The organism is uncultured Escherichia sp. (assembly GCF_948475835.1).
Lineage (GTDB): Bacteria > Pseudomonadota > Gammaproteobacteria > Enterobacterales > Enterobacteriaceae > ECMA0423.
The window spans coordinates 24,641-51,594 of sequence record NZ_CAOLGM010000015.1 but is presented as its reverse complement, the minus strand read 5'-3'; the positions used below and the strand labels follow the sequence as shown (position 1 = coordinate 51,594).

Here is a 26,954-nt window from a genome sequence, read left to right as displayed (position 1 = left end):
GAAAGGTGATTCTCGGCGCGATGATGCGCAAGCTGGCACAGGTGGCGTATGGAGTGCTGAAGTCAGGCGTGGCGTTCGATGCGTCACGGCATAATCCGGTAGCGGCGTAAAAATCGCGGAAGGGATGAAAAAAACAGCGCCTGACGGCGCTGTGTCTGGCATGCCTGCAATCCGGGAAACCGGACCAGGAAAAAACTTGCAGGCCATAACAGTATCTACGAAAGCTAATCATCACGCGCTGGTAATGTCGTAATCCATTTGGCGCAGTGCGTCTAATGTGGCTTTGGCTTCATCTTCGTCGATGATGCTCATGGCAAATCCGACGTGTACCAGCACCCACTGGCCCAGCAGATCGGCAGGGTTACCTTCACAAATCAGGGCGATATTCACGTCGCGCTTGATACCACATACTTCAACCTGCGCAAGCTGGTGAATATCTTCACCGACAGCCAGCACCTGGCCTGGAACGCCAATACACATTATTAACTCCGGTTATTCAACTTCAATACTTTTGACGATCAGCGAATCGCCGGTATCGACACGCAACCGCTCGCCATGACAGATCGGACACTGCGCATCGTGCTGATGAATCTCCACCACCTGGCTGCAATCCCAGCACCAGGCCTGGGCGGGTTTATAGACGATATGTAAATCGCACCCTTGCGCCACCGTTCCGTGGCAGACAATTTCAAAACTAAAACGGACGGCGCTCTCCTCAACGCAGGAGAGCGCGCCAATTTCCAGCCACACGGCGGTGACGCGCTTAACATCGTGCTGCTCCGCCTGCCGTTGGATAATTTCAACGGCGCTCTGGCAAAGCGACAACTCATGCATTTTCGCCACTCCTGCGACCAAACAGCAGGGCGCGACGCCCTGCGTGTGGTACATCCGGATTCGTGACTGGCAGCGAAAGGATCATTCGTGCGCAGTCATCCGTCAGGCGTTGGCCCTCTTCAATCGACATACTGTGCGAAAGCGGTGACATCAGCGAACAGGAGAGGTATTGCGAAACACCGTCCAGTTCGCCAACGGTAAAGGTCATGGTGCCATACGGCAGTTGCAGACCAATTTTTTCACTCACTTTGCGCAGCGGCCAGAGTTGATCCGGGCCGGGGAAGATAACTGCACTCAGCATCCACGGGGTGATCACACACCCCGTCCACTGACCTTCGAACAGCGTAAAATCAGAAACATACACCGGCATTGAAGGATGCAGAAAAGAGAGATCGTGCATCGAACGCCGGGCAATTTCTTCAAACGCTGCCTGTACTTGCGCCTTCGGGGAGGTCTGGAAACCTGCTATCTCTTCAGTCATGAATCGCCTCCCGTGGGATGGCTTCCACGCCTGATTCGCGCAGCGCAGCCAGAACCTGCTCAAGCGCAGGTTCAATCATTGCTTCAACCGTCGGCGTTAAGCCGATGTGTGGCTCCAGCGATTCCGGGATCACGCCGACCAGGGTCAGCTTTTTCGGAAACTCGCCGGTGAAGCGCAGGGCCGACAAGACGTCGGCCAGGCCAAGCTGATGCGGAGAGATTTTGTTGGTAAACAACGCCGGAACTTCTTCATCCCGCAGGATCATCATCGTTCCCGGCGCGCTCTTCTTCGACACAATGGCATCCGCAATAATCAGATGATCGCGATTTGCCATGTCGCCAAGCAGCTCCATTCCCGCCGTGCCGCCATCGAGGATCTCAACATAATCCGGCAGAATGTATCGTTGCTCTAACGCTTCAACAATCCGCACACCGATGGCTTCATCGGTCAGCAAAATATTGCCGACCCCTAAGACTAAAATACGCATTACAGAACCTTCACTGAAACCACTTCGTTGCCGTCAGCATCCACTACGTGTACCGCACAGGCCATGCACGGGTCGAAGGAGTGAATGGTACGCACCACTTCCAGCGGTTTATTCGGATCAGCAACCGGTGTACCCACCAGCGACTGCTCGTAAGGACCGACGTCATCATTGAAGTTACGCGGACCAGAGTTCCAGGTTGATGGAACAACTGCCTGGTAGTTGCTGATGATACCGTCTTTGATCACCATCCAGTGAGAGAGCATACCGCGCGGCGCTTCGAGGAAGCCAACACCTTTGAACTCACCCGTTGCCGGAATGTTCGGTTTCACGAAGGTGGTGTGATCGCCTTTGCCGATATTGGTGATCAGTGCACTGTATTGGTTTTGCAGGATATCCTGCAATTCGCAGCTGTGAACGGTACGACCAATAATACGGCCCAGCGTAGAGTGCAGTTGCGCCACTTCCAGCGTGTTACCAGTCAGTTTCTGATAAATCGCAACGATTTCATTCAGTTTGTTCTGGGTAGATTCTCGACCTGCCGCCAGTTTCACCAGCATATTAGCCAGCGGACCCACTTCTACCGTTTTGCCGTAGAAAGTCGGTGATTTCACCCAGGAATATTTCCCGTCGTCAGACCAACCATCATAAGCCGGAATGGTGGTACCTTCCCACGGCGCCTGTGGCGCTTCGTCTTTATACCAGGAGTGCTTCGCGCTTTCCTGAATGCCTTTGATCAGGTATTCATCGGAATGAGAAGTGATCGGACGATACGAGGACAGATCCGCATTCTCAATGTAGCCGCCCGGGAACAGGAAGCTGCCGTTTTTGCTGTCGGTCGGGAATTCCGGCACGCTCAGGTAGTTCACCGCACCTTTACCGCGCGTCAGCCATTCCGGGTAGAACGCGGCGATAACCGCGGTATCAACCTTATAAACCTGCTCAACAAAGTCGCTCAGTTTGTCGATGAAAGACTTGATGTACATCAGGCGCTCAAGGTTCAACACGCCCAACCCGTCGAGGTTGATTGGGTTCGCGACACCACCCACTGCCAGGTTCTGAATGTGCGGCGTTTTACCGCCCAGCAGCGCCACGACGCGGTTAGCGTCACGCTGGCACTCCAGCGCCTGCAGGTAGTGCGCTACCGCAATCAGGTTCACTTCCGGCGGCAGTTTCATCGCTGGGTGACCCCAGTAGCCATTAGCGAAAATACCCAACTGACCGCTGGCAACCAGATCTTTGATCTTGTTCTGAACTTTGGTGAACTCTTCCGGGCTGTTCAGATGCCAGGTCGAAACGCCTTTCAGCATTTCGGAGGCTTTGGTTGGGTCAGCTTGCAGTGCAGAAGTGATATCCACCCAGTCCAGCGCCGAAAGCTGATAGAAATGAACGATATGGTCATGCGTGGTGTGCGCAGCCAGAATGATGTTACGGATGTATTGCGCGTTAACCGGAACGTCGATATTCAGCGCACTTTCTGCCGCACGAACGGAAGACAGCGCGTGAGTGGTAGTACATACGCCACAGATACGTTGCACAATCATCCATGCATCGCGCGGATCGCGGTTTTTCACGATCTCTTCCATGCCGCGCCACATGGTACCGGAAGCCCATGCTTTCGAAACGACGCCATTTTCGATTTCGCAATCGATGCGTAAATGCCCCTCAATACGGGTTACCGGATCAATAGTAATTCTCTGGCTCATGCTTTGCTCGCCTCATGACGATTATGATCGTTTTGTTTTAAAGGAGGAAGTATCGGCAGTAGACGAATGAGTACGATGTAAGCGCAAATCTCAATAGCCACAAAACCAATAGAAATCAACAGTTCTTCCCAGGTCGGGAAGTAGGCGTAACCGCCGCCCGGGTTGAATGCCACCAGCGAATAGGTCAGACGCCAGGTTGCACAACCTAACAGTGCGCTCAGTGCTGACAGGAACAGCATGCGGGAATCATTACGCAGCTTCGCCACACGCAGAACGACCAGCGGGAAGAGCATCAGCAGGACTTCAATCCAGAACATCACGGAGTAGAAGTCACCGGCAAACGCTAACGACAGCTTGTCGCGATAGATAAGCTCGCCAAAGCGCAGCACGATGAAAATCGCCAGCAACACACTGATGGTGTTGGTCAGCTTGACGAACAGGCTCTTTTCATCCGGACCGTTGCCACGCAGACCCGCCTGCACCAGTGAACCTTCAAAGATGACAATCGAGAAGCCCATGATGAACGCCGTCAGCAGCGAGAACAGCGGCAACATTTCATAGCTCTGCCACAGCGGATGCACCTTGTAGCCCGCCGAGATCATCAGCGACCCCATTGAAGACTGGTGCATGGTCGGCAGCAACGCACCGAGCGCGATGATGAAGAACATCACCTTGTTCAGACGCTGTAGCGACACCTTCCAGCCCAGACGTTCAAACAGTGCCGGAGCAAACTCCAGAGCCATCACGCCGATGTAGATGGTCATACAGACCGCCGTCTCGAACAGTACCGAGTTCACGTTGAAGTGACCCGGAATGTAGAAGTACGGCAGGTTCCAGTAGCGACCCACGTCGATAGTGATCGACAAGCCACCCAGTGAGTAACCAAACAGACTCGCCAACAGCGCCGGACGCACCAGCGGATGGTATTGCCCACGGTTAAAGACGTATACCGCCCACGCCAGCGCCCAGCCGCCACAGGCAAAGCCAGTGCCGATCAGCAGGTCAAACGCGATCCACACGCCCCACGGAAAGCCGCCGTTCAGGTCGGAGACAGAGCCCAGACCGAACACCAGACGCTTCACAATCAGGAGCATACAGATGACGATTAACGGTCCAAAAATCATGACCGGTTTACTGATGATTTTGCCGCCCAGCGGTTTTGGATCATGACTCATGATCGTCTCCTCCGTCGTGATGGTCGTTTTTGGTGTTGCGACGAACCAGCACGGTTAAGCCCGCCAGCACAGCCAGTGGTAGCATCATGCCTTTATACAGGGTGTGTTGAATATTTTCGGAACGCGCACCGGTAGAAAGATCGTCCAGTTTCGGCAGGTCGAGATTTTCATAAGGCACACCCGTCAGTACCAGAACCTGAGTACCGCCGCCCTCTTTCTCGCCGTACAGATGCGGATAATATTTCGGCACCGTATGCAGGTAAGTGTCGCCAGATTTCAGCGTCTGACGCGGATAGTGGTATTCGCTGCCAGGCTTCAGCGCCAGACGTTTTTTCGCCTCCGCCATCAGCTCTTCACGCGTACCGAAAATCACCGCGCCCGCCGGGCACACTTCTACGCAGCCAGGCAGACCGCCTTTATCGAGACGTTCCACACCTTTCTGGTTGCACAGCTCGCACTTATGCAGCGCACCAAACGGGTTGTTGTAGTCGTACTTCGGCACGTTGTACGGACAGGCGACCATGCAGTAACGGCAACCGGTGCACACGTCTTTGTCGTAATGGACAATGCCGGTTTTCGGATCTTTTTTCAGTGCAGAGACCGGGCACACAGAGACACAGTTCGGATCGACGCAGTGCATACACTGTTTCTTAATGTACGCGTAGCCGTTCTCCTCCTGGTCTTTGTTGACCCCTGTGCCGCTGGTCCACACCTGAATGATGTTATTGGTATACGGCGACAGTTTGTCGTTGTTCGACCAGGTCTGTTCCCCTTGCGGGTTACGTTCAGGGAAATTGATATCCTGACACTTGGTGACGCAAGCCTGGCAGCCTACGCACAAGGTCGAGTCGTACAACATCCCCAGCGATCCCGGAATTGGCGGGCGGTTTTCAGCAGCCGCATGACTGACAGACGGCAGCGCGCCCGTCAGCAATGCCCCGCAGGAGGCTGCTTTAATAAAATTACGTCTGTTCACGGTTATTCTCCCCGTGAGTCAGCGTTATCTTTCTTTTGCTGACGACCCAGTTCACGCACCGCCATCACGCTGACACCGGCAACCAACCCAACCACACCGCCGAGCAAACCAATAGCGCCTGCAGAGACGTTGCCGCCCTCTTTAGCGTTAACATCCGGTTTCTGTGAACGCGGAGTCTGATTTTCGACGTTGGCAAGCTGATGGATGCCTTTATGGAAGCCGATACCTTCTTCGTTACAGCCATAGCATGGGTGACCAATCGCTACCGGCCACACGCCGCCAACATCGCAGAATTGCAGCGTTGAGCAGTTGCCGTAAGTTTCTGGCCCTTTACAGCCGAGGTGGTACAGGCACCAGCCTTCACGGTGGCCTTCATCACCGAACTCTTTGGCAAAACGACCAGCATCGAAGTGCGGGCGACGTTCGCAGTGTTCGTGAATCAGACGGCCATAGGCGAAGGTCGGACGATTTTTGTCATCCAGTTTCGGCGGTTTGCCGTAAGTGATGATGTGCGCAACGGTAGCGAGGAAGTTGTGCGGGTTCGGCGGGCAGCCCGGAATATTGATAACGGTTTTGCCTGGCAGAACTTCTTGCAGGCTGACTGCGCCAGTTGGGTTAACTCCAGCTGCGGCAACACCGCCCCACGCAGAGCAGGAACCGATAGCGATAATCGCTGCTGCGCCTTCTGCCGCTTTGCGGATGTGATCCACAATCGGCTCACCAGCAACCATGCAATAAATACCGTTATCTTTTAATGGGATGGAACCATCCACAACCAACACATACTGCCCTTTGTACTTCTCAAGTGCGTTATGTTTGTTCTCTTCGACCTGATGACCGAAGGCGGCGGAAAGCACTTCGTGATACTCCAGAGAGATAGTCTCCAGCACGAGGTTTTCTACCGTTGGATGCGTTGCACGAAGCAGAGATTCCGTACAACCGGTGCACTCCTGCGCGCCAATCCAGATAACTGGCGGACGCTGCGGGTTAGTAACCGATTCGGCCATCTCTGCAGCGGCTTTGCTACTTAACCCCATGGTGGCGGCTAATGCTGCACAAAGCTTCATGAAATCACGACGGTTAATGCCGTGAGAATGGATGAGGGTGTTATCTCCAGTCATTTATAGTTATTCCGTTGCGAAGACCTGGCATATATTTTGCCTCAATCGCAAAATCAATAATGCGATCGATGCGCCATTTACCACACATTTATTATGGTTATCGATATCATGATACTGCGGCGGGGCGCTAAAACGAAGGGAAGAAGCATTAGTGTAATTAATTAAAGCAAGATAATACGTATGTTTGATCAATTTTCGAGGCGATAACCGGCCATAAAAAAGCGCAACGTAGAACAGGAATTATTCTCACGAAAGAAATCCATTACCATCTCTTTATCCAGTCCATAGCGGCGCGTCAGAATACCCGCTTCCCAGGCGCTAAGCTGGCGATCTCCGGTCTTTTCGTACATCCGGTGTGAGTAGCCTAATACAAAACCGCGTTTATAATCGGCACAGAATTTTGTCACATTAACCGCACTGTCGGCATGCGTTGCTTTTAATCCCGCCATTAAGCCTTTACCAAAATGGTTATTCATCGTTCACCTCATTCGCTATATATCGCCATATATAGCGATATTTTAGGCAAAGAACGACTTTTGCGCACGCTATTTTTTCATGCTTGTTTAAGACGTAATCCAGTAAGAGATAAACCTATCAGGAGAGATATTTATCGAACCATTTCAGTGTCCTTTGCCAGGCAAGATCGGCGGCAGATTTGTCATAACGGGGCGTGGAATCATTATGGAATCCGTGATTAACCCCCGGATAGATATACGCCTCATAAACCTTATTATTGGCTTTCAACGCCGCCTCGTAAGCAGGCCAGCCCTCGTTGATTCGGGTGTCCAGTTCCGCGAAGTGGAGTAGTAAAGGCGCTTCAATCTTCGCCACATCGGCAGTGGGTGCCTGACGACCATAAAACGGCACCGCGCAGGCCAGTTCCGGATACGCGACAGCCGCCGCGTTCGATACGCCACCGCCATAGCAAAATCCGGTAATACCCACTTTGCCTGCCGCTTGCGGATAGCGTTGCATAAACTCAATTGCGGCAAAGAAATCATTCATCAGTTTGGTTGGATCAACCTGCTGTTGCAGCTCACGACCTTTATCATCATTTCCCGGATAACCTCCAACGGAACTTAAGCCGTCAGGTGCCAGGGCGATATACCCCGCCTTCGCCACTCGCCGTGCCACATCTTCGATATACGGATTCAGTCCACGATTCTCATGCACCACTACCACGGCTGGCGTTTTGCCGCTCATTTTTGCGGGTTTCACCAGATAACCCCGTACCTCGCCGTGACCATTTGGCGAAGGATACGTGATGTACTCAGCAACAATCTCCGGGTCGGTAAACTCTACCTGAGTCGCCAGCGCATAATTTGGCTTGAGCAAATCAAACAACGCTAATGCCGTCATCCCGCCCACCGCATACTTCGCCGCAAGGTTGAGGAACTCACGTTTCGAGATTTTCCCGTGAGCGTAATAGTCGTAGTAATCCAACAACTCTTGTGGGAAATCTTTGGCGGTTAAACGCGGCATCGTTGCACTCCTCAACTGGTGTTTTTTTAAGCAAAGCATAAGCACGTGTTTTTGCCCAGTTTTTCGTCACTCTGTGAGCCAGACTACGGGATACGCGCTGGCGAATCGCTAAACTAGAAACATTGTTTCGAAATTGAACGGTGGAAAGGAGAGGTCATGGTCTGGTTAGCGAATCCCGAACGTTACGGGCAGATGCAATACCGCTATTGCGGAAAAAGCGGTTTACGCCTGCCCGCGTTATCGCTCGGTTTATGGCACAATTTCGGTCACGTTAACGCGCTGGAATCACAGCGTGCGATCCTGCGTAAAGCGTTTGATTTGGGCATTACGCACTTTGATTTAGCCAACAATTACGGGCCGCCTCCAGGAAGCGCAGAAGAGAACTTTGGTCGCCTGCTGCGGGAGGATTTTGCCGCTTATCGCGATGAACTGATTATCTCTACCAAGGCTGGCTACGATATGTGGCCCGGCCCTTACGGCTCTGGCGGTTCACGTAAATACCTGCTCGCCAGCCTCGACCAAAGCCTGAAGCGTATGGGGCTTGAGTATGTCGATATCTTTTACTCTCATCGCGTCGATGAAAATACGCCGATGGAAGAAACCGCCTCTGCGCTGGCTCATGCGGTACAAAGCGGTAAGGCGCTGTATGTCGGGATCTCCTCTTACTCGCCAGAGCGGACGCAAAAAATGGTCGAGTTGCTGCACGAGTGGAAAATTCCGCTTTTAATTCATCAACCTTCGTACAATTTACTGAACCGCTGGGTGGATAAAAGCGGCCTGCTGGATACCCTGCAAAATAACGGCGTGGGCTGTATTGCCTTTACTCCTCTGGCTCAGGGATTGCTGACCGGAAAATATCTCAACGGCATTCCGCAAGATTCACGGATGTATCGTGAAGGGAATAAAGTTCGTGGTCTGACACCGAAAATGCTTACCGAAGCCAACCTCAACAGCCTGCGCTTATTGAATGAAATGGCACAGCAGCGTGGACAATCAATGGCGCAAATGGCGTTAAGTTGGTTGCTGAAAGATGAGCGAGTGACGTCGGTATTGATTGGTGCCAGCCGCGCGGAGCAACTTGAGGAGAACGTGCAGGCGCTGAATAATCTGACATTTAGCACCGAGGAGCTGGCGCAGATTGATCAGCATATCGCCGATGGCGAGCTGAATCTGTGGCAGGCGTCGTCCGATAAATGACCTGTTAATAACGGGCGCGCGAACCGCGCCCGAATCAGATCAGTGATTATGACGAGTCAGTCGGTCAAGATAGCCCATCACAAATGCAGAAAGCACAAACGTCAGATGGATAATGACGTACCACATCAGTTTGTTATCCGGGACATTTTTCGCATCCATAAAGACGCGCAGTAGGTGAATGGAAGAAATTGCCACAATCGACGCTGCTACTTTGTTTTTCAGCGACGTTGCGTCCATTTTCCCCAGCCAGTTCAGCTTCTCTTTGTTCTCGGAGATATCCAGCTGTGAGACGAAATTCTCATAACCGGAAAACATCACCATCACCAGCAAACCGCCAACCAGCGTCATATCCACCAGCGACAGCAACACGAGGATCAAATCTGATTCCGCCATCGAGAAGATATTCGGCAGTACGTGAATAATCTCCTGGAAGAACTTCAGCGCCAGGGCAACTAACGCCAGCGAAAGGCCAAAGTACACGGGGGCAAGCAGCCAGCGAGAAGCATACATTGCATTTTCAAGAAAACGTTCCATACATTCCTGTCGTGTAGTTAAAACGGGCAACAGTATATCGCAATTGAGTAAACAGCACGCAACAGCAAATCAACATATACGTTAAACCTTTGTCGCATAATTCTGAGGTTTAGGGATCTTCCTGGTTCCCTTATCAACGCATCGAGAGCGTCTACCCTTAAAGGACGTTGAACCTGAAGGGAGAAAAACGATGTCTCATTTAAAAGACCCGACCACGCAGTATTACACTGGTGAATATCCCAAACAGAAACAACCGACGCCAGGCATCCAGGCGAAGATGACACCGGTACCGGATTGCGGCGAGAAAACCTATGTTGGTAGCGGTCGCCTGAAAGATCGTAAAGCACTGGTGACAGGGGGCGATTCCGGAATAGGTCGCGCTGCCGCCATCGCTTACGCGCGTGAAGGGGCTGACGTGGCGATCAGTTATCTTCCCGTGGAAGAAGAAGACGCTCAGGATGTGAAAAAGATCATTGAAGAATGCGGACGCAAAGCCGTTCTGCTGCCAGGCGATTTAAGCGATGAGAAATTCGCCCGTTCGCTGGTTCACGAAGCGCACAAGGCGTTAGGCGGGCTGGATATTATGGCGCTGGTCGCCGGGAAACAGGTTGCCATTCCGGATATTGCAGACCTCACCAGCGAACAGTTTCAAAAGACCTTTGCCATTAACGTTTTCGCGCTGTTCTGGCTAACCCAGGAAGCGATCCCCCTGCTACCGAAAGGTGCAAGTATCATCACCACTTCGTCAATCCAGGCATACCAGCCAAGTCCGCATTTACTGGACTATGCGGCTACGAAGGCGGCGATTCTGAACTACAGCCGTGGCCTGGCAAAACAGGTCGCGGAGAAAGGTATTCGGGTGAATATTGTCGCGCCAGGCCCGATCTGGACAGCACTGCAAATTTCCGGCGGACAAACGCAGGATAAGATCCCGCAGTTTGGTCAGAAAACGCCGATGAAGCGTGCGGGGCAACCGGCGGAACTGGCCCCTGTATATGTTTATCTGGCAAGTCAGGAGTCGAGCTACGTCACCGCAGAAGTGCACGGTGTGTGCGGCGGCGAGCATTTAGGTTAAAAAAATGCCCGGTTGTGAAAAGCAACCGGGCATCATTGTGAATTCACTCTTACCTGATGTGGCGAAAACGCCTTATCCGCCTACAAACGCATGAAGATTCAACATGTTGCAATAGATTTTATAGGCCTGATAAGCGTAGCGCATCAGGCATTGAGCACCTAATGCCGGATGCGGCGTGAACGCCTTATCCGGCCTACAAACGCACGAAGATTCAACATGTTGCAATAGATATTGTAGGCCTGATGAGCGTAGCGCATCAGGCAATTCTACTTTACTTCGCTTTGGCGGTTTCTTCGCCGACCAGACCTATCTTCAGGTAACCCGCCTGATGCAGCGTATCCATTACCTTCATCAACGTCTCGTAATCGACGGTTTTATCCGCTCGGAAGAAGATGGTGGTGTCTTTCTTGCCTTCGGTTAACGCATTCAACGCCGTAATCATTGTTTCATCGGTGACCGGATCGTTACCGATAAACATCGAGTTGTCTGCCTTCACCGACAGATAAACCGGTTTTTCCGGGCGCGGCTGCGGCGTGCTGGTAGAAGCAGGCAAGTTCACCTTCACATCTACCGTCGCTAACGGTGCCGCCACCATAAAGATAATCAGCAGAACCAACATCACGTCGATAAACGGCGTCACGTTGATATCATGCATTTCGCCGTTATCGTCGAGGTTTTCGTTAAGATGCATTGCCATCGGACATTATCCTGCGCGTAATTTTTGTGCGACACGAACCGGATGCGCAGCGGCGCTGGCTTCCAGATCCAGGTCACGGCTTTGCAGCAACAATACCTGCGCTGCAACATCACCCAGCATCGCTTTAAAGCCGCCAATCTGGCGTGCAAATACGTTATAGATAACGACCGCAGGAATCGCTGCCACGAGGCCGATTGCCGTTGCTAACAGAGCTTCTGCGATACCCGGCGCAACGACTGCCAGGTTAGTGGTCTGCGTTTGCGCGATACCAATAAAGCTGTTCATGATGCCCCAGACCGTACCAAACAGACCAACGAACGGAGAAATCGCGCCGATGGTTGCCAGATAGCCGTTACCGCGGCCCATTTGACGACCCACTGCGGCGACCCGACGCTCCAGACGGAAGCTGGTACGTTCTTTAATACCTTCGTTATCGTCGCTGCCTTCTGACAGTTCCAGCTCATTCTGCGCTTCATTGAGCAAATGCAGGCTTAAGCTTTTGCTACCAAAATCAGCGGCGATATCGTTGGCCTGGTTTAAGGAACGCGCTTCAGCCAGCAGTTGCTGCTCGCGCTTAAGGCGACGCTTCTGATTGAAGAACTCTACGCTCTTACTGAAGAAGATTGCCCAGGTGACTACGGAGGCCAAAATAAGCCCAATCATCACGCACTTAACGACAATATCGGCGTGCTGATACATACCCCAGACGGAAAGGTCCGTCTGCATTAAATTATTACCCACTGTGTATCTCCAGGACGCAAGTCACAAAATCTGCGCATAATAATATCAAAACGACGTCGAATTGATAGTCGTTCTCATTACTATTTGCATACTGCCGTACCTTTGCTTTCTTTTCCTTGCGTTTACGCAGTAAAAAGTCACCAGCACGCCATTTGCGAAAATTTTCTGCTTTATGCCAATTCTTCAGGATGCGCCCGCAAATATTCATGCTAGTTTAGACATCCAGACGTATAAAAACAGGAATCCCGAGATGGCGGACAAAAAGCTTGATACTCAACTGGTGAATGCAGGACGCAGCAAAAAATACACTCTCGGCGCGGTAAATAGCGTGATTCAGCGCGCTTCTTCGCTGGTCTTTGACAGTGTGGAAGCCAAAAAACACGCGACGCGCAATCGCGCCAATGGTGAGTTGTTCTATGGACGGCGTGGAACGTTAACCCATTTCTCCTTACAACAAGCGATGTGTGAACTGGAAGGTGGCGCAGGCTGCGTGCTATTTCCCTGCGGGGCGGCGGCGGTTGCTAATTCCATTCTTGCTTTTGTCGAACAGGGCGATCATGTGCTGATGACCAACACCGCCTATGAACCGAGTCAGGATTTCTGTAGCAAAATCCTCAGCAAACTGGGCGTAACGACATCGTGGTTTGATCCGCTGATTGGTGCCGATATCGTTAAGCATCTGCAGCCAAACACTAAAATCGTGTTTCTGGAATCGCCAGGCTCCATCACCATGGAAGTCCACGACGTTCCGGCGATTGTTGCCGCCGTACGCAGTGTGGCGCCGGATGCCATCATTATGATCGACAACACCTGGGCAGCCGGTGTGCTGTTTAAGGCGCTGGATTTTGGCATCGATGTTTCTATTCAAGCCGCCACCAAATATCTGGTTGGGCATTCAGATGCGATGATTGGCACTGCCGTGTGCAATGCCCGTTGCTGGGAGCAGCTACGGGAAAACGCCTATCTGATGGGCCAGATGGTCGATGCCGATACCGCCTATATAACCAGCCGTGGCCTGCGCACATTAGGTGTGCGTTTGCGTCAACATCATGAAAGCAGTCTGAAAGTGGCTGAATGGCTGGCAGAACATCCGCAAGTTGCGCGAGTTAACCACCCTGCTCTGCCTGGCAGTAAAGGCCACGAATTCTGGAAACGAGACTTTACAGGCAGCAGCGGGCTATTTTCCTTTGTGCTTAAGAAAAAACTCAGTAATGAAGAGCTGGCGAACTATCTGGATAACTTCAGTTTATTCAGCATGGCCTACTCGTGGGGCGGGTATGAATCGTTGATCCTGGCGAATCAACCAGAACATATCGCCGCCATTCGCCCACAAGGCGAGATCGATTTTAGCGGGACCTTGATTCGCCTGCATATTGGTCTGGAAGATGTCGACGATCTGATTGCCGATCTGGACGCCGGTTTTGCGCGAATTGTATAACATTGCCACTTTTGGACAATTTTGCAGACATTTAATTGTGAAAAGTCTTAAATTGTTGCGTCCGGGATCAAGGCGTCCCGGACGAATCAGGAGTACAATAGGCAGATAAAGGCTTAAACGCTGTTCCACAGGAAAGTCCATGGCTGTTATTCAAGATATCATCGCTGCGCTCTGGCAACACGACTTTGCCGCGCTGGCGGATCCTCATATTGTTAGCGTTGTTTACTTTGTCATGTTTGCCACGCTGTTTTTAGAAAACGGCCTGCTGCCCGCCTCATTTTTGCCAGGCGACAGCTTGTTGATACTGGCAGGCGCATTGATTGCCCAAGGGGTTATGGATTTTCTGCCTACGATTGCGATTCTGACCGCCGCAGCAAGTCTGGGCTGCTGGCTAAGTTATATTCAGGGGCGCTGGTTAGGGAATACCAAAACGGTGAAAGGCTGGCTGGCACAGCTTCCTGCTAAATATCACCAGCGCGCCACCTGCATGTTTGACCGCCACGGTCTGCTGGCGCTGCTGGCTGGACGTTTTCTTGCATTTGTCCGTACGCTGCTGCCAACCATGGCGGGAATTTCCGGTCTGCCAAACCGCCGCTTCCAGTTTTTCAACTGGTTAAGTGGATTGCTGTGGGTCAGCGTGGTAATCAGTTTTGGCTATGCCTTAAGTATGATTCCGTTCGTTAAACGCCATGAAGATCAGGTAATGACGTTCCTGATGATCCTGCCAATTGCCTTGTTAACCGCTGGCTTGTTAGGCACGCTGTTTGTGGTGATTAAAAAAAAATACTGTAACGCCTGACGATTTTCCCCGTTCCCGGCTGCTGTACCGGGAACGTATTTAATTCCCCTGCATCGCCCGCATTCTTGCCGCATCTTCCCCCGGCGTCACACCGAAGTAACGTTTAAACTCACGGCTAAATTGCGATGCGCTTTCATAGCCGACGCGCATCGCTGCTGCGCTGGCCTTCATGCCGTCATGGATGATCATCATCCGCGCCTTATGCAGACGGTAATTCTTCAAATACTGCAACGGCGAGGTGCTGGTGACAGACTTAAAATTATGGTGGAACGCCGATACGCTCATGTTGGCTTCTGCCGCCAGTTGCTCGACGCTCAGGTTTTCGGTGTATTTATTCTCAATCCGTTTCAGCACGCGGCTAATCAGACTGAAGTGAGTCTGGCGACTGACCAGCGCCAGTAACGCGCCGCCGCAAGGTCCGGTCAGCACGTAGTACAGAATTTCGCGGATGATCTGTTTGCCGAGAATACGCGCATCCAGTGGTCGCTCCATCACGTCGAGTAACCGCTCCGCCGCGCATAAAATCTCTTCTGATAACGTGGCGGAGTTAATCCCGCTGGCTGCCATCGACGGCTGGAAATGCTCATCTTCGCCAATGTCCATCAACAGTTCCTGTAACTGCAAAATATCGACATTGAGACGCAACCCTGCCAGCGGCACCTCTGACGTGGCATAGGTTTCGCACTCAAACGGCAACGGCACCGTCAGCAGCAGGTATTCATTGGCATCATAACGAAACACGCGTTCATTGATATAACCGATTTTATGCCCGGAAAAGAGAATTATGATGCCAGGCTCGTACATCACCGGTGTACGTGCGAAAGGCGTCTCGCCATACAACAAACGCACATCGGGCAACAGTTCTGACAAACTATTTTCTTTATTTTTCAGTTTATTAACTTTATCCGCCAGCAAGCGGCAAATCTCTTCACGTTTCATATCGCGTAATTTCTTAGGAATAATGCGGCAATTTGATTGTGCGCAATTTTGTAGCATTTCTCCAGCACTCTGGAGAAATAGGCAAGACATTGGCAGAAATGAGCATTGAGAGCCAGGGCGCTGGCGATCACAATGAAAAACATCAGGCAGATCGTTCTCTGCCCTCATATTGGCCCAGCAAAGGGAGCAAGTAATGAACAACTTTAATCTGCACACCCCAACCCGCATTCTGTTTGGTAAAGGCGCAATCGCTGGTTTACGCGAACAAATTCCTCACGATGCTCGCGTATTGATTACCTACGGTGGCGGCAGCGTGAAAAAAACCGGCGTTCTCGATCAAGTTCTGGATGCCCTGAAAGGCATGGACGTGCTGGAATTTGGCGGTATTGAGCCAAACCCGGCTTATGAAACGCTGATGAACGCCGTGAAACTGGTTCGCGAACAGAAAGTGACTTTCCTGCTGGCGGTTGGCGGCGGTTCTGTACTGGACGGCACCAAATTTATCGCCGCAGCGGCTAACTATCCGGAAAATATCGATCCGTGGCACATTCTGCAAACGGGCGGTAAAGAGATTAAAAGCGCCATCCCGATGGGCTGTGTGCTGACGCTGCCAGCAACCGGTTCAGAATCCAACGCAGGCGCGGTGATCTCCCGTAAAACCACAGGCGACAAGCAGGCGTTCCATTCTGCCCATGTTCAGCCGGTATTTGCCGTGCTCGATCCGGTTTATACCTACACCCTGCCGCCGCGTCAGGTGGCTAACGGCGTAGTGGACGCCTTTGTACACACCGTGGAACAGTATGTTACCAAACCGGTTGATGCCAAAATTCAGGACCGTTTCGCAGAAGGCATTTTGCTGACGCTAATCGAAGATGGTCCGAAAGCCCTGAAAGAGCCAGAAAACTACGATGTGCGCGCCAACGTCATGTGGGCGGCGACTCAGGCGCTGAACGGTTTGATTGGCGCTGGCGTACCGCAGGACTGGGCAACGCATATGCTGGGCCACGAACTGACTGCGATGCACGGTCTGGATCACGCGCAAACACTGGCTATCGTCCTGCCTGCACTGTGGAATGAAAAACGCGAGACCAAGCGCGCTAAGCTGCTGCAATATGCTGAACGCGTCTGGAACATCACTGAAGGTTCCGACGATGAGCGTATTGACGCCGCGATTGCCGCAACCCGCAATTTCTTTGAGCAATTAGGCGTGCCGACCCACCTCTCCGACTACGGTCTGGACGGCAGCTCCATCCCGGCTTTGCTGAAAAAACTGGAAGAGCACGGCATGACCCAACTGGGCGAAAATCATGACATTACGCTGGATGTCAGCCGCCGTATATACGAAGCCGCCCGCTAAGCTTTTTACGCCTCAAACTTTCGTTTTCGGGCATTTCGTCCAGACTTAAGTTCACAACACCTCACCGGAGCCTGCTCCGGTGAGTTCATATAAAGGAGGAACGTATGGCTAATCCAACCGTTATTAAGCTACAGGATGGCAATGTCATGCCCCAGCTGGGACTGGGCGTCTGGCAAGCAAGTAATGAGGAAGTAATCACCGCCATTCAAAAAGCGTTAGAAGTGGGTTATCGCTCGATTGATACCGCCGCGGCCTACAAGAACGAAGAAGGTGTCGGCAAAGCCCTGAAAAATGCCTCAGTCAACAGAGAAGAACTGTTCATCACCACTAAGCTGTGGAACGACGACCACAAGCGCCCCCGCGAAGCCCTGCTCGACAGCCTGAAAAAACTCCAGCTTGATTATATCGACCTCTACTTAATGCACTGGCCCGTTCCCGCTATCGACCATTATGTCGAAGCATGGAAAGGCATGATCGAATTGCAAAAAGAGGGATTAATCAAAAGCATCGGCGTGTGCAACTTCCAGATCCATCACCTGCAACGCCTGATTGATGAAACTGGCGTGACGCCTGTGATAAACCAGATCGAACTTCATCCGCTGATGCAACAACGCCAGCTACACGCCTGGAACGCGACACACAAAATCCAGACCGAATCCTGGAGCCCATTAGCGCAAGGAGGGAAAGGCGTTTTCGATCAGAAAGTCATTCGCGATCTGGCAGATAAATACGGCAAAACCCCGGCGCAGATTGTTATCCGCTGGCATCTGGATAGCGGCCTGGTGGTGATCCCGAAATCGGTCACACCTTCACGTATTGCCGAAAACTTTGATGTCTGGGATTTCCGTCTCGACAAAGACGAACTCGGCGAAATTGCAAAACTCGATCAGGGCAAGCGTCTCGGTCCCGATCCTGACCAGTTCGGCGGCTAACATGCAAATTCTCCCGGTGGCGGTAATGTTCCGCTACCGGACTTTTCAGAAATCATTTATTCCCCTCGCGTCCCGCCCGTTGTTACTCTTCCTTGTTCAGGAATGCCAAATATAAGGACATCATCATGCAGAGCCGGAAGCTCTTAAAAGAACAACTCATCTATATCCGGGATAAACGCAACGGAGAGGTGAAAAACAGATGAAAATAATACTTCTGTTTTTAGCAGCCCTGGCAAGTTTTACCGTACACGCACAGCCCCCCTCACTGACCGTAGAACAAACAGTCCGGCATATTTATCAGAACTATAAATCAGATGCCACTGCCCCTTATTTTGGTGAAACCGGAGAGCGGGCGATAACTTCTGCGCGTATTCAACAGGCGCTTACCCTGAACGACAATCTTACGCTGCCGGGCAATATTGGCTGGCTGGATTATGATCCGGTTTGTGATTGTCAGGATTTTGGCGATCTGGTGCTAGAAAGCGTTGCGATAACCCAAACTGACGCCGATCATGCCGATGCCGTTGTGCGCTTTCGTATCTTTAAAGATGATAAAGAAAAGACCACGCAGACACTGAAAATGGTGGCGGAAAATGGTCGTTGGGTCATTGACGATATTGTCAGCAATCATGGCAGCGTCTTACAAGCAGTTAATAGCGAGAATGAAAAAACGCTGGCCGCTTTAGCTTCGTTGCAAAAAGAACAGCCGGAAGCCTTTGTTGCCGAACTCTTTGAACATATTGCTGATTATAGCTGGCCGTGGACGTGGGTGGTTTCCGACTCTTACCGCCAGGCGGTTAATGCCTTCTATAAAACCACCTTCAAGACGGCCAATAATCCCGATGAAGATATGCAAATAGAACGGCAATTTATTTACGACAATCCGATCTGTTTTGGCGAAGAGTCGCTATTTTCACGCGTTGATGAAATTCGAGTCCTGGAGAAAACCGCCGATTCCGCCCGCATTCATGTTCGTTTTACGCTGACCAATGGCAACAACGAAGAGCAAGAACTGGTTTTACAGCGGCGCGAAGGCAAGTGGGAAATCGCTGATTTTATCCGCCCGAACAGCGGCAGCCTACTTAAGCAGATTGAGGCAAAAACCGCCGCCAGATTAAAGCAATGAGCTGAATTAAATAACAATTAGCCGGAACAATAAATAAAAGGGAACACTATATGAAAACGATTTTCACCGTGGGAGCTGTTGTTCTGGCAACCTGCTTGCTCAGTGGCTGCGTCAATGAGCAAAAGGTCAATCAGCTGGCGAGCAATGTGCAAACATTAAATGCCAAAATCGCCCGGCTTGAGCAGGATATGAAAGCACTACGCCCACAAATCTATGCTGCCAAATCCGAAGCTAACAGAGCCAATACGCGTCTTGATGCTCAGGACTATTTTGATTGCCTGCGCTGCTTGCGTATGTACGCAGAATGATAAAAAAATCCCCGGCAGCATGTCAGTTGCCGGGGATTTTTTTTAACGTCCAACCGCCGCTTTAGGGCGTTTCTTCGCACCAGCATTCACCGGACGAGATTGCGTAGACGACGCTTTTTTTGCCGTAGCAGGCGTCTGACGCTGGGTCGCCATCGGCGTATGTTTCGTCAACGCCGGACGGGTATTGCGGTTCTGGCGACGAGCTTCACGCATCTCTTCAATGGTTGGCGCAGGCACTAAGCAATCGCGACGGCTGCCAATCAGATGCTTTTTGCCCATCGCTTCCAGCGCCTGGCGGATTAACGGCCAGTTTGCCGGATCGTGGTAACGCAACAACGCTTTATGCAAACGACGCTGTTTGTCGCCCTTCGGTACGAAGACGTCTTCGCTCTTATAACCAATCTTCGCCAGCGGGTTTTTCCCGGTGTAATACATGGTGGTTGAGTTCGCCAGCGGCGATGGGTAGAAGTTCTGTACCTGGTCGAGACGGAAACGATGCTTTTTCAGCCACAGCGCCAGATTCACCATATCTTCATCACGCGTACCGGGGTGCGCGGAGATGAAATAGGGGATCAGATACTGCTCTTTACCTGCCTGTTTTGAGTAAGTATCGAACAGCTCTTTAAAGCGGTCATAGCTGCCCATGCCCGGCTTCATCATCTTCGATAACGGCCCTTCTTCGGTATGTTCCGGGGCAATCTTCAGATAACCGCCGACGTGATGGGTCGCCAACTCTTTGATATAGCGCGGATCTTCCACGGCGATGTCATAACGTACGCCTGAGGCGATGAGGATTTTTTTAATGCCTTTCAGATCACGCGCACGGCGATAGAGGTTGATCGTCGGTTCGTGGTTAGTGTCCATGTGCGGACAAATATCCGGATAAACGCACGACAAACGGCGACAAGTTTGTTCAGCGCGTGGCGATTTGCAGCGCAACATATACATGTTGGCAGTTGGCCCACCGAGATCGGAAATCACGCCCGTAAAACCTGGAACGGTGTCGCGGATCGCTTCGATCTCATTAATGATCGAATCTTCCGAACGGCTCTGAATAATGCGCCCTTCGTGCTCGGTAATAGAACAGAAAGAACAGCCGCCAAAGCAGCCGCGCATAATGTTGACCGAAAAACGGATCATTTCGTAAGCCGGAATACGGGCATTGCCATAGGCCGGATGTGGCACGCGCTTGTACGGCAGCGCAAAAACGCTGTCCATCTCTTCGGTAGAAAGCGGGATAGCAGGCGGGTTGATCCACACATAGCGGTCACCGTGTTTTTGCATCAATGCGCGGGCACAGCCTGGGTTGGTTTCGTGGTGCAGAATGCGCGAAGCATGGGCGTACAGCACTTTATCGCCCTTCACTTTCTCGAAAGAAGGCAGCAACACGTAGGTTTTTTCCCACGGTTTCGGGCGCGGTGGCTGCACGGTTACGGCTTTGGCTTCCTGCTTTTTCGGTGCCACCGGTTTGTTATCCGCGCACGACAAATCTTCACCATACGGATGCGGGATTGGGTCGATTTTTCCAGGGGTATCAAGACGGGTGGAATCCACGCCGCTCCAGCCAGGCAGCGCCTCTTTCACGATAATCGCGGTATTACGCACATCGCGGATTTCACTAATCGGCTCGCCCATCGCCAGACGGTGCGCCACCTCCACCAGCGGACGCTCACCGTTACCAAACATCAGCATGTCGGCTTTCGAATCCACCAGCACGGAACGGCGCACGGTATCGGACCAGTAATCATAATGTGCGGTACGGCGCAGACTAGCCTCAATACCGCCGAGGATCACCGGTACATCTTTCCACGCCTCTTTACAACGCTGGGTATAAACCAGTGTGGCGCGATCCGGGCGCTTACCCGCGACGTTATCCGGCGTGTAGGCATCGTCATGACGTAAACGGCGATCGGCGGTATAACGGTTGATCATCGAATCCATGTTGCCAGCAGTAACACCGAAAAACAGATTCGGTTTACCCAGACGCATGAAATCGTCTTTGCTGCTCCAGTCTGGCTGGGCGATGATCCCGACGCGAAAGCCCTGTGCTTCCAGCATACGACCGCAAATCGCCATCCCGAAGCTTGGGTGATCGACATACGCGTCGCCAGTAACCAAAATGATGTCGCAGCTATCCCAGCCAAGTTGATCCATCTCTTCACGAGACATCGGCAAAAACGGTGCCGGTCCAAAACAGGCGGCCCAGTACTGCGGCCAGGAGAACAGGTCGCGATCCGGTTGGATCAGGGAGATAGAGCTCATTTTGCTTCCAGAAATGATAAAAAAATAATCAAAGGCCGGGGATTATAAGCCGGAACGAAAGAGAAATCGAAAGGTATTCCATACTCGCCCTCCTCGGGCGAGTATGAAGATTACGGTACCGGATTGACCAAAAGTTGCCCTATCGAGCCACGGTCCGCCATTTCCAGCGTCTGACTGTTGAAGTAGAACGGGAAGTGCGCCCAGGAAGGCTGACCGAAATAAACAAGCAGCTCCACTTGTCCGTCAACCCAAACGGTATCTTTCCAGCCTCTGTCTTCCGGGAACGGCATCGCGCCATTCACGTTACGGATCTGGAACATTACGCCTTCAATATGGAACGCTTGCGGCTCGTCCGCGCGTACCGTCCAGCGTTCCCACGTTCCTTGCTGCGCGGTGACATCAATACGGTTGACGTCCCACAGTTGTCCATTAATACCCGGGTCATCACCCAGACTGATATCGCGACTGCGAATCGGCGAACCGGCCATGATTTCAGTTGGCAGCAAGCGCATCGGAAGACTGTCTGTGACCAGCGGCAGAAGGCCGGTTGGGCGCAGCGTTAGCACCAGGGTAGAAACCAGAATGCTGGATGGCTCAAAGAAGCCACGAATACGATCAACAATGCTCGCCGCTTCGCCACAGGTGATCGACACTTCATCGCCGTTGCTCATATCCACCAGAATCTCGCGGCGCTCGCCCGGTGCCAGCGAAAGTTGCTTCACCGATACAGGAGCAGGCAGGAATCCCTGATCGCCAGAAATCACATGTAACGGGCGACCATCGCTCATCTGTAGTTGATAACGACGAGAGTTCGACGCGTTCAGCAGGCGCAAGCGCACCCAGCCACGCGAGACTTCAACGTACGGGCTTTGTACACCGTTAACCAGCAGCGTATCACCAACAAAGCCGCCGCTTCCCGGTTCGTTGTATTCTGGCGTACCAAAGTTATCCAGCCGTTTATCCTGAATAATGACCGGAAAATCATCCACACCATAATGGTTGGGGATAGGCAGCGACTTGCTGACTTCATCTTCCACCAGCCACATTCCGGCAAGGCCGTTATAGACCTGCTGAGCCGTGCGGTTGGGAGTATTGGCGTGATACCACAGAGTAGCTGCGTTCTGGCGAATAGGCAGTACGGGTGCCCAGTCAGCGTTTGGCGACATCATCCGTGCCGGACCGCCCATCAGCGGGCCTGGTACCTGTAGCCCGGCTACCGTCATTGAGACATTTTCTGTCAGGCGGTTGCTGTAAATAAGCTTAACATCGTCGCCCTTCCAGACGCGGATAGTCGGCCCCAGGTAACGACCATTGATTCCCCAGACCGACGCGCGTGTCCCTGGCGTAAATGACCAGTGCGCACGTTGTACAGTCATAAACAGCGGTTGCCCACGGCGAGATTCAAGCAGCGGCGGAACGGGTAGCGGTTGCTGTTGCCCGGCTGCGCTGGCCTTCAGGGGAACAGCGCCTGCACAAAGTGCAATCCCCGATGCCTGAATGAACTGACGCCGACTGAGTGACATATTTGCTCCATGTAAAACTGGCTAAAGTAATACCGTGCAGGAAAGTGTTCCCCGCAAAAATACAGATTGCCGACTTAAACTTTTCCGGCGGCTTCGCGTTCTGCGACTTCTTTATCGAGCTCGGCGATTTTTTGTTCCATTATCGAACGACAATGGGCAGCCAGCTCACGAACCTGATCTTTGCCATACTGACTGACGTCAATTGGCGGCAGCATTTCGACAATCACCAGACCGTTGTGCAGTCGATTAAGATTAATCTTATTCGAAGTTGTAGAGACGCACACGGGAATAATCGGGACGCCCGCCGCAATTGCCGCGTGAAATGCTCCAGTCTTGAACGGTAGCAGGCCGCGACCACGGCTGCGGGTTCCTTCCGGGAACATCCAGATGGAAATACGGCGTTTTTTGAAATGATTCACGACTTCCGCAATGGTGCCGTGAGCTTTAGTGCGATTGTTTCTGTCGATCAATAAGTTGCCGGTTAACCAGTACAACTGCCCGAAGAAGGGGATCCACAGCAAGCTCTTTTTACCTACCGTCACCGTCGGCGGTTGCACAATGTTCGATGCTGTCACCATGTCATAGTTGTTCTGGTGGTTAGCGATATAGATAGCATTGCCGTAGCTTTCAGCATCTGCAGGTTTGCGGCACTCAACTTTCAGGCCGAACAGCGGCGCAAGACGGCCAAACATATGCCCAAAGGTGGCCACATGTTTCGGGTTACGCGGGCTGAAAAGGCAGTAAATGGAGCCGAATACACAGACTAAGATGCTGTAAATCACGGTAATAATAAGACGAAAGATATATAGCATAACACCCTCTGAAGGTCTGAGAGACTGGCATTGTACGTCACCTGAAATCAGGTTAGGGCATTGTTAAAAGCCGCTCTCTGGAAAAGCGTATTGTTAATCGCAACGCATGAATAAACAACGGTTTCAAGGGAATTTTTATCGTTTCCGGGGGTTGAATACGCTGCCGGATGACGACTTAACGTTTCATCCGGCGTTCCTTGCAAGCGGGAGGAAACAGCGCCCTCCCCGGCATATTACTCTTCGCTATCACCGCTGCTGGCACGGCGAGGAGAGTCGATCTCAACACGATCGATACGCTGCAAACCGCGCATCAACGTACCGCGGCGTCCACGTTCGCCAGTGACTTTCTGTAGCTCTTCCGGACGCAGTTTAATTTTGCGTTTCCCAACATGAATGGTCAGCGTGCTTTGCGGCGGCAGAACGTACAATTGCGCCAGACCATCTTCTCCACGCGCGGCTTCTGCCGATGGAATGTTGATAATCTTGTTGCCTTTGCCCTTCGACAGCTGCGGCAGATCGCTTACCGGGAACATCAACATACGGCCTGCCTGAGTGATTGCCAGCAGCATATCGGAAGCATCTTCAATCACCACCGGCGGCATAACATGGGCATTTTCCGGTAAGGTGATCAAAGCCTTACCTGCACGGTTACGCGCCACCAGATCGTTAAAGGTGCAGACGAAACCGTAACCCGCATCGGAAGCCATCAGCAGTTTCTGATCGTCGCTTTCCATCAGCATATGGTCAACGGTCGCCCCAGGCGGCAACGTTAATTTGCCGGTGAGCGGCTCGCCCTGACCACGCGCCGACGGCAGCGTAATCGGGTCAATGGCATAGCTACGACCGGTGGAATCAACAAACACTACCGGTTGGTTGCTCTTACCTTTCACCGCCGCTTTGAAGCTATCACCCGCTTTATAATTCAGGCCCGGCGCGTCGATATCATGGCCTTTAGCGCTGCGTACCCAGCCCATCTGCGACAGCACAATGGTGACAGGTTCAGACGGCAGCATGTCGTGCTCGCTCATCGCTTTCGCTTCTTCGCGTTCCTGCAACGGCGAACGACGATCGTCACCGTAGGCTTGCGCGTCTGCCTGCAGTTCTTTCTTCAGCAGGTTATTCATTTTACGCTCGGAAGCCAAAATGCCCTGCAACTGGTCGCGCTCTTTTTCCAGCTCACTCTGCTCACCGCGAATCTTCATCTCTTCCAGTTTGGCAAGATGACGCAGTTTCAGTTCGAGGATCGCTTCCGCCTGGGTTTCCGTAAGGCCAAACCGCGACATCAGCGCCGGTTTCGGTTCATCTTCGTTACGAATGATCTCAATCACTTCGTCGATGTTGAGAAACGCCACCAGCAAACCTTCCAGGATATGCAGGCGCTTGAGGACTTTCTCCAGACGATAGTTCAGTCGGCGGCGCACGGTATCGCGACGGAACACCAGCCATTCGGAGAGGATTTCCAGCAGGTTTTTCACCGCCGGACGACCATCCAGACCGATCATATTGAGGTTAATGCGATAGCTCTTTTCCAGATCGGTGGTAGCGAAGAGGTGGTTCATCACCTGATCCATATCCACGCGGTTGGAACGCGGCACAATCACCAGACGGGTCGGGTTCTCGTGGTCAGATTCATCGCGCAGATCGTCAACCATCGGCAGCTTTTTGTTGCGCATTTGCGCAGCAATTTGCTCCAGTACGCGCGCACCTGAAACCTGATGCGGTAATGCGCTGATAACCACCGCGCCATCTTCTTTCTTCCACACCGCGCGCATACGCACTGAACCACGTCCGTTCTCGTAGATTTTACGGATCTCGGCGCGCGAAGTGATAATTTCCGCTTCAGTCGGATAATCCGGCCCCTGCACGATATCCAGCAGCTGATCGAGCGTGGTTTTCGGCTGGTCGATTAATGCGATTGCCGCCTGAGCTACTTCACGCAGGTTATGCGGTGGAATATCGGTCGCCATGCCGACGGCAATACCGGTGGTGCCGTTAAGCAAAATGTTTGGCAGACGAGCAGGCAGCATTTTCGGCTCCTGCAAAGTGCCGTCGAAGTTTGGCACCCAGTCAGCCGTCCCCTGCCCCAGCTCGCTCAATAGCAGCTCGGAATATTTCGACAACCGGGATTCGGTGTAACGCATTGCCGCGAACGATTTCGGATCGTCCGGCGCGCCCCAGTTCCCCTGACCATCAACCAGCGGATAACGGTAAGAGAACGGCTGCGCCATCAGGACCATCGCTTCATAACAGGCGCTATCGCCGTGCGGATGGTATTTACCCAGTACGTCACCGACGGTACGGGCCGATTTTTTAAATTTGGCGCTGGCATTCAGGCCCAGTTCAGACATCGCATACACAATGCGGCGCTGAACAGGTTTCAGACCATCACCAATAAACGGCAACGCACGGTCCATGATCACGTACATGGAGTAGTTTAAGTAGGCGTTTTCCGTAAATTCATGTAGCGCAAGGCGCTCTGCCATATCGCTCATTAATTCTGATTCCTCAACTTATTCGCCAGCCTTCAAAGGGGCAATATTGCCGGAGATACTACATTATCTGCCGCGTCGAGTCACAGGAGATCAGCGTGAATAGCGCCGCCGGACGTGCTCCGACGGCGATAAAGGCATCAATGTGCCTTGATATACAACTCTTTGCTGTAGACTTGATCGGCATAGAGGGCAGCACAAGGTTGCGCCCATGCCACACCACTCGGCATGGGGGTCCGCTCCGGGCGATTCGAGAAGTTGAGGTTATGCGAGTCCAGGGAAGCCTAAAGCATCAAAGTAGTCGACTGTAAGTATACGGTTCAGCCCAGTTTAGCTGTGTCTCCACCAGTGCCCCGCGCCTCCTGCCATAAGTGCGGCTTGCTCATGGATACCCCCGAGACGGCTTACGGCGCACCGGATAATAAATTTCGCGTATACATGGTATTCCTTACCGGAGAAATTATAA

General features: G+C 52.3%; 26 protein-coding genes and 1 pseudogene. 9 read left to right on the top strand and 18 right to left on the bottom strand.

Features of this window, described 5'->3' with window-relative positions; all coding sequences use genetic code 11:
• Positions 1–110 (top strand): annotated as a pseudogene (locus tag QZF50_RS05275) (IS110 family transposase); the annotation flags it as partial.
• A gap of 121 nt (positions 111–231) precedes the next feature.
• Here QZF50_RS05275 and hybG read toward each other — a convergent pair.
• The 10 genes from hybG to yghX form a co-directional block, all read right to left on the bottom strand.
• Positions 232–480, bottom strand: coding sequence for a hydrogenase maturation factor HybG (gene hybG / locus QZF50_RS05270; RefSeq protein WP_000334896.1), 249 nt, complete (start codon positions 478–480; stop codon positions 232–234).
• 12 nt (positions 481–492) lie between these two features.
• On the bottom strand, positions 493–834 hold the full coding sequence (gene hypA / locus QZF50_RS05265) for a hydrogenase maturation nickel metallochaperone HypA (protein ID WP_000544952.1): 342 nt from the start codon (positions 832–834) through the stop codon (positions 493–495).
• Complete coding sequence (gene hybE / locus QZF50_RS05260; RefSeq protein WP_000134014.1) at positions 827–1,315, bottom strand: hydrogenase-2 assembly chaperone; 489 nt, start codon at positions 1,313–1,315, stop codon at positions 827–829. Before hybE ends, hypA begins: the two co-directional genes overlap by 8 nt.
• Positions 1,308–1,802, bottom strand: a complete 495-nt coding sequence (locus QZF50_RS05255; RefSeq protein ID WP_001221953.1) for a HyaD/HybD family hydrogenase maturation endopeptidase — start codon at positions 1,800–1,802, stop codon at positions 1,308–1,310. The genes hybE and QZF50_RS05255 overlap by 8 nt, the downstream gene beginning before the upstream one ends.
• On the bottom strand, positions 1,802–3,505 hold the full coding sequence (hybC, locus tag QZF50_RS05250; RefSeq protein ID WP_061892534.1) for a hydrogenase 2 large subunit: 1,704 nt from the start codon (positions 3,503–3,505) through the stop codon (positions 1,802–1,804). The genes QZF50_RS05255 and hybC overlap by 1 nt, the downstream gene beginning before the upstream one ends.
• Positions 3,502–4,680 (bottom strand): Ni/Fe-hydrogenase cytochrome b subunit, encoded by a 1,179-nt coding sequence (gene hybB, locus QZF50_RS05245; protein WP_000017680.1) that lies wholly within the window; start codon positions 4,678–4,680, stop codon positions 3,502–3,504. The genes hybC and hybB overlap by 4 nt, the downstream gene beginning before the upstream one ends.
• A complete protein-coding gene (gene hybA / locus QZF50_RS05240) occupies positions 4,670–5,656 on the bottom strand; it encodes a hydrogenase 2 operon protein HybA (RefSeq protein WP_001081870.1) in 987 nt (328 codons plus the stop codon). Before hybA ends, hybB begins: the two co-directional genes overlap by 11 nt.
• Positions 5,657–5,658: 2 nt before the next feature.
• Positions 5,659–6,777 (bottom strand): hydrogenase 2 small subunit, encoded by a 1,119-nt coding sequence (hybO, locus tag QZF50_RS05235; protein ID WP_000145410.1) that lies wholly within the window; start codon positions 6,775–6,777, stop codon positions 5,659–5,661.
• 188 nt (positions 6,778–6,965) lie between these two features.
• Positions 6,966–7,253, bottom strand: a complete 288-nt coding sequence (gene yghW, locus QZF50_RS05230) for a DUF2623 family protein YghW (RefSeq protein ID WP_001059136.1) — start codon at positions 7,251–7,253, stop codon at positions 6,966–6,968.
• Positions 7,254–7,371: 118 nt separating this feature from the next.
• Complete coding sequence (gene yghX, locus QZF50_RS05225; protein WP_001297303.1) at positions 7,372–8,259, bottom strand: YghX family hydrolase; 888 nt, start codon at positions 8,257–8,259, stop codon at positions 7,372–7,374.
• 156 nt (positions 8,260–8,415) lie between these two features.
• On the opposite strand from yghX, the gene gpr reads away from it, so the two are divergent.
• A complete protein-coding gene (gene gpr, locus QZF50_RS05220) occupies positions 8,416–9,456 on the top strand; it encodes an L-glyceraldehyde 3-phosphate reductase (protein WP_000262156.1) in 1,041 nt (346 codons plus the stop codon).
• Between the two features lie 39 nt (positions 9,457–9,495).
• On the opposite strand, the gene QZF50_RS05215 is transcribed toward gpr, so the two are convergent.
• Positions 9,496–9,990 carry a TIGR00645 family protein gene (locus QZF50_RS05215; RefSeq protein WP_000439331.1) on the bottom strand — a complete coding sequence of 165 codons (495 nt, stop codon included), beginning with the start codon at positions 9,988–9,990 and terminating at the stop codon, positions 9,496–9,498.
• A gap of 190 nt (positions 9,991–10,180) precedes the next feature.
• Between QZF50_RS05215 and yghA the strand changes: the two genes are divergently transcribed.
• The gene (yghA, locus tag QZF50_RS05210; protein WP_000018758.1) at positions 10,181–11,065 is read left to right on the top strand and encodes an NADP(+)-dependent aldehyde reductase; all 885 of its coding nucleotides are present in this window, start codon (positions 10,181–10,183) and stop codon (positions 11,063–11,065) included.
• A 271-nt stretch (positions 11,066–11,336) separates the two neighbouring features.
• On the opposite strand, the gene exbD is transcribed toward yghA, so the two are convergent.
• Together exbD and exbB are read right to left on the bottom strand one after the other, a co-directional pair.
• Positions 11,337–11,762, bottom strand: coding sequence for a TonB system transport protein ExbD (gene exbD / locus QZF50_RS05205; RefSeq protein WP_001240712.1), 426 nt, complete (start codon positions 11,760–11,762; stop codon positions 11,337–11,339).
• 6 nt (positions 11,763–11,768) lie between these two features.
• Complete coding sequence (gene exbB, locus QZF50_RS05200) at positions 11,769–12,503, bottom strand: tol-pal system-associated acyl-CoA thioesterase (protein WP_000527844.1); 735 nt, start codon at positions 12,501–12,503, stop codon at positions 11,769–11,771.
• A 250-nt stretch (positions 12,504–12,753) separates the two neighbouring features.
• On the opposite strand from exbB, the gene metC reads away from it, so the two are divergent.
• Positions 12,754–13,941, top strand: a complete 1,188-nt coding sequence (gene metC, locus QZF50_RS05195) for a cystathionine beta-lyase (RefSeq protein ID WP_000763933.1) — start codon at positions 12,754–12,756, stop codon at positions 13,939–13,941.
• Positions 13,942–14,080: 139 nt separating this feature from the next.
• Complete coding sequence (yghB, locus tag QZF50_RS05190; protein WP_000268414.1) at positions 14,081–14,740, top strand: DedA family general envelope maintenance protein YghB; 660 nt, start codon at positions 14,081–14,083, stop codon at positions 14,738–14,740.
• A 39-nt stretch (positions 14,741–14,779) separates the two neighbouring features.
• Here the strand turns inward: yghB and yqhC are convergent, their stop codons facing one another.
• On the bottom strand, positions 14,780–15,679 hold the full coding sequence (gene yqhC / locus QZF50_RS05185; RefSeq protein WP_001298382.1) for a DNA-binding transcriptional regulator YqhC: 900 nt from the start codon (positions 15,677–15,679) through the stop codon (positions 14,780–14,782).
• 193 nt (positions 15,680–15,872) lie between these two features.
• Here yqhC and yqhD point away from each other — a divergent pair, with 193 nt between their 5' ends.
• From yqhD to yqhH, 4 genes are all read left to right on the top strand, one after another.
• The gene (gene yqhD / locus QZF50_RS05180; protein WP_001058807.1) at positions 15,873–17,036 is read left to right on the top strand and encodes an alcohol dehydrogenase; all 1,164 of its coding nucleotides are present in this window, start codon (positions 15,873–15,875) and stop codon (positions 17,034–17,036) included.
• 104 nt (positions 17,037–17,140) lie between these two features.
• Positions 17,141–17,968: a 2,5-didehydrogluconate reductase DkgA gene (gene dkgA / locus QZF50_RS05175; protein WP_000013149.1), complete on the top strand. Its 828-nt coding sequence runs from the start codon at positions 17,141–17,143 to the stop codon at positions 17,966–17,968.
• A 199-nt stretch (positions 17,969–18,167) separates the two neighbouring features.
• On the top strand, positions 18,168–19,094 hold the full coding sequence (locus QZF50_RS05170; protein WP_000691598.1) for a YbjP/YqhG family protein: 927 nt from the start codon (positions 18,168–18,170) through the stop codon (positions 19,092–19,094).
• A gap of 50 nt (positions 19,095–19,144) precedes the next feature.
• Positions 19,145–19,402 carry a lipoprotein YqhH gene (yqhH, locus tag QZF50_RS05165; RefSeq protein WP_000848528.1) on the top strand — a complete coding sequence of 86 codons (258 nt, stop codon included), beginning with the start codon at positions 19,145–19,147 and terminating at the stop codon, positions 19,400–19,402.
• Between the two features lie 42 nt (positions 19,403–19,444).
• Here the strand turns inward: yqhH and QZF50_RS05160 are convergent, their stop codons facing one another.
• From QZF50_RS05160 to parC, 4 genes are all read right to left on the bottom strand, one after another.
• Positions 19,445–21,664, bottom strand: coding sequence for a YgiQ family radical SAM protein (locus tag QZF50_RS05160; protein ID WP_061892535.1), 2,220 nt, complete (start codon positions 21,662–21,664; stop codon positions 19,445–19,447).
• A gap of 110 nt (positions 21,665–21,774) precedes the next feature.
• Complete coding sequence (gene ftsP, locus QZF50_RS05155; protein WP_000059395.1) at positions 21,775–23,187, bottom strand: cell division protein FtsP; 1,413 nt, start codon at positions 23,185–23,187, stop codon at positions 21,775–21,777.
• 74 nt (positions 23,188–23,261) lie between these two features.
• Positions 23,262–23,999 (bottom strand): 1-acylglycerol-3-phosphate O-acyltransferase, encoded by a 738-nt coding sequence (gene plsC, locus QZF50_RS05150; RefSeq protein ID WP_000965712.1) that lies wholly within the window; start codon positions 23,997–23,999, stop codon positions 23,262–23,264.
• A gap of 233 nt (positions 24,000–24,232) precedes the next feature.
• Positions 24,233–26,491: a DNA topoisomerase IV subunit A gene (parC, locus tag QZF50_RS05145; protein ID WP_001281881.1), complete on the bottom strand. Its 2,259-nt coding sequence runs from the start codon at positions 26,489–26,491 to the stop codon at positions 24,233–24,235.
• Between the last annotated feature and the right edge of the window lie 463 nt (positions 26,492–26,954).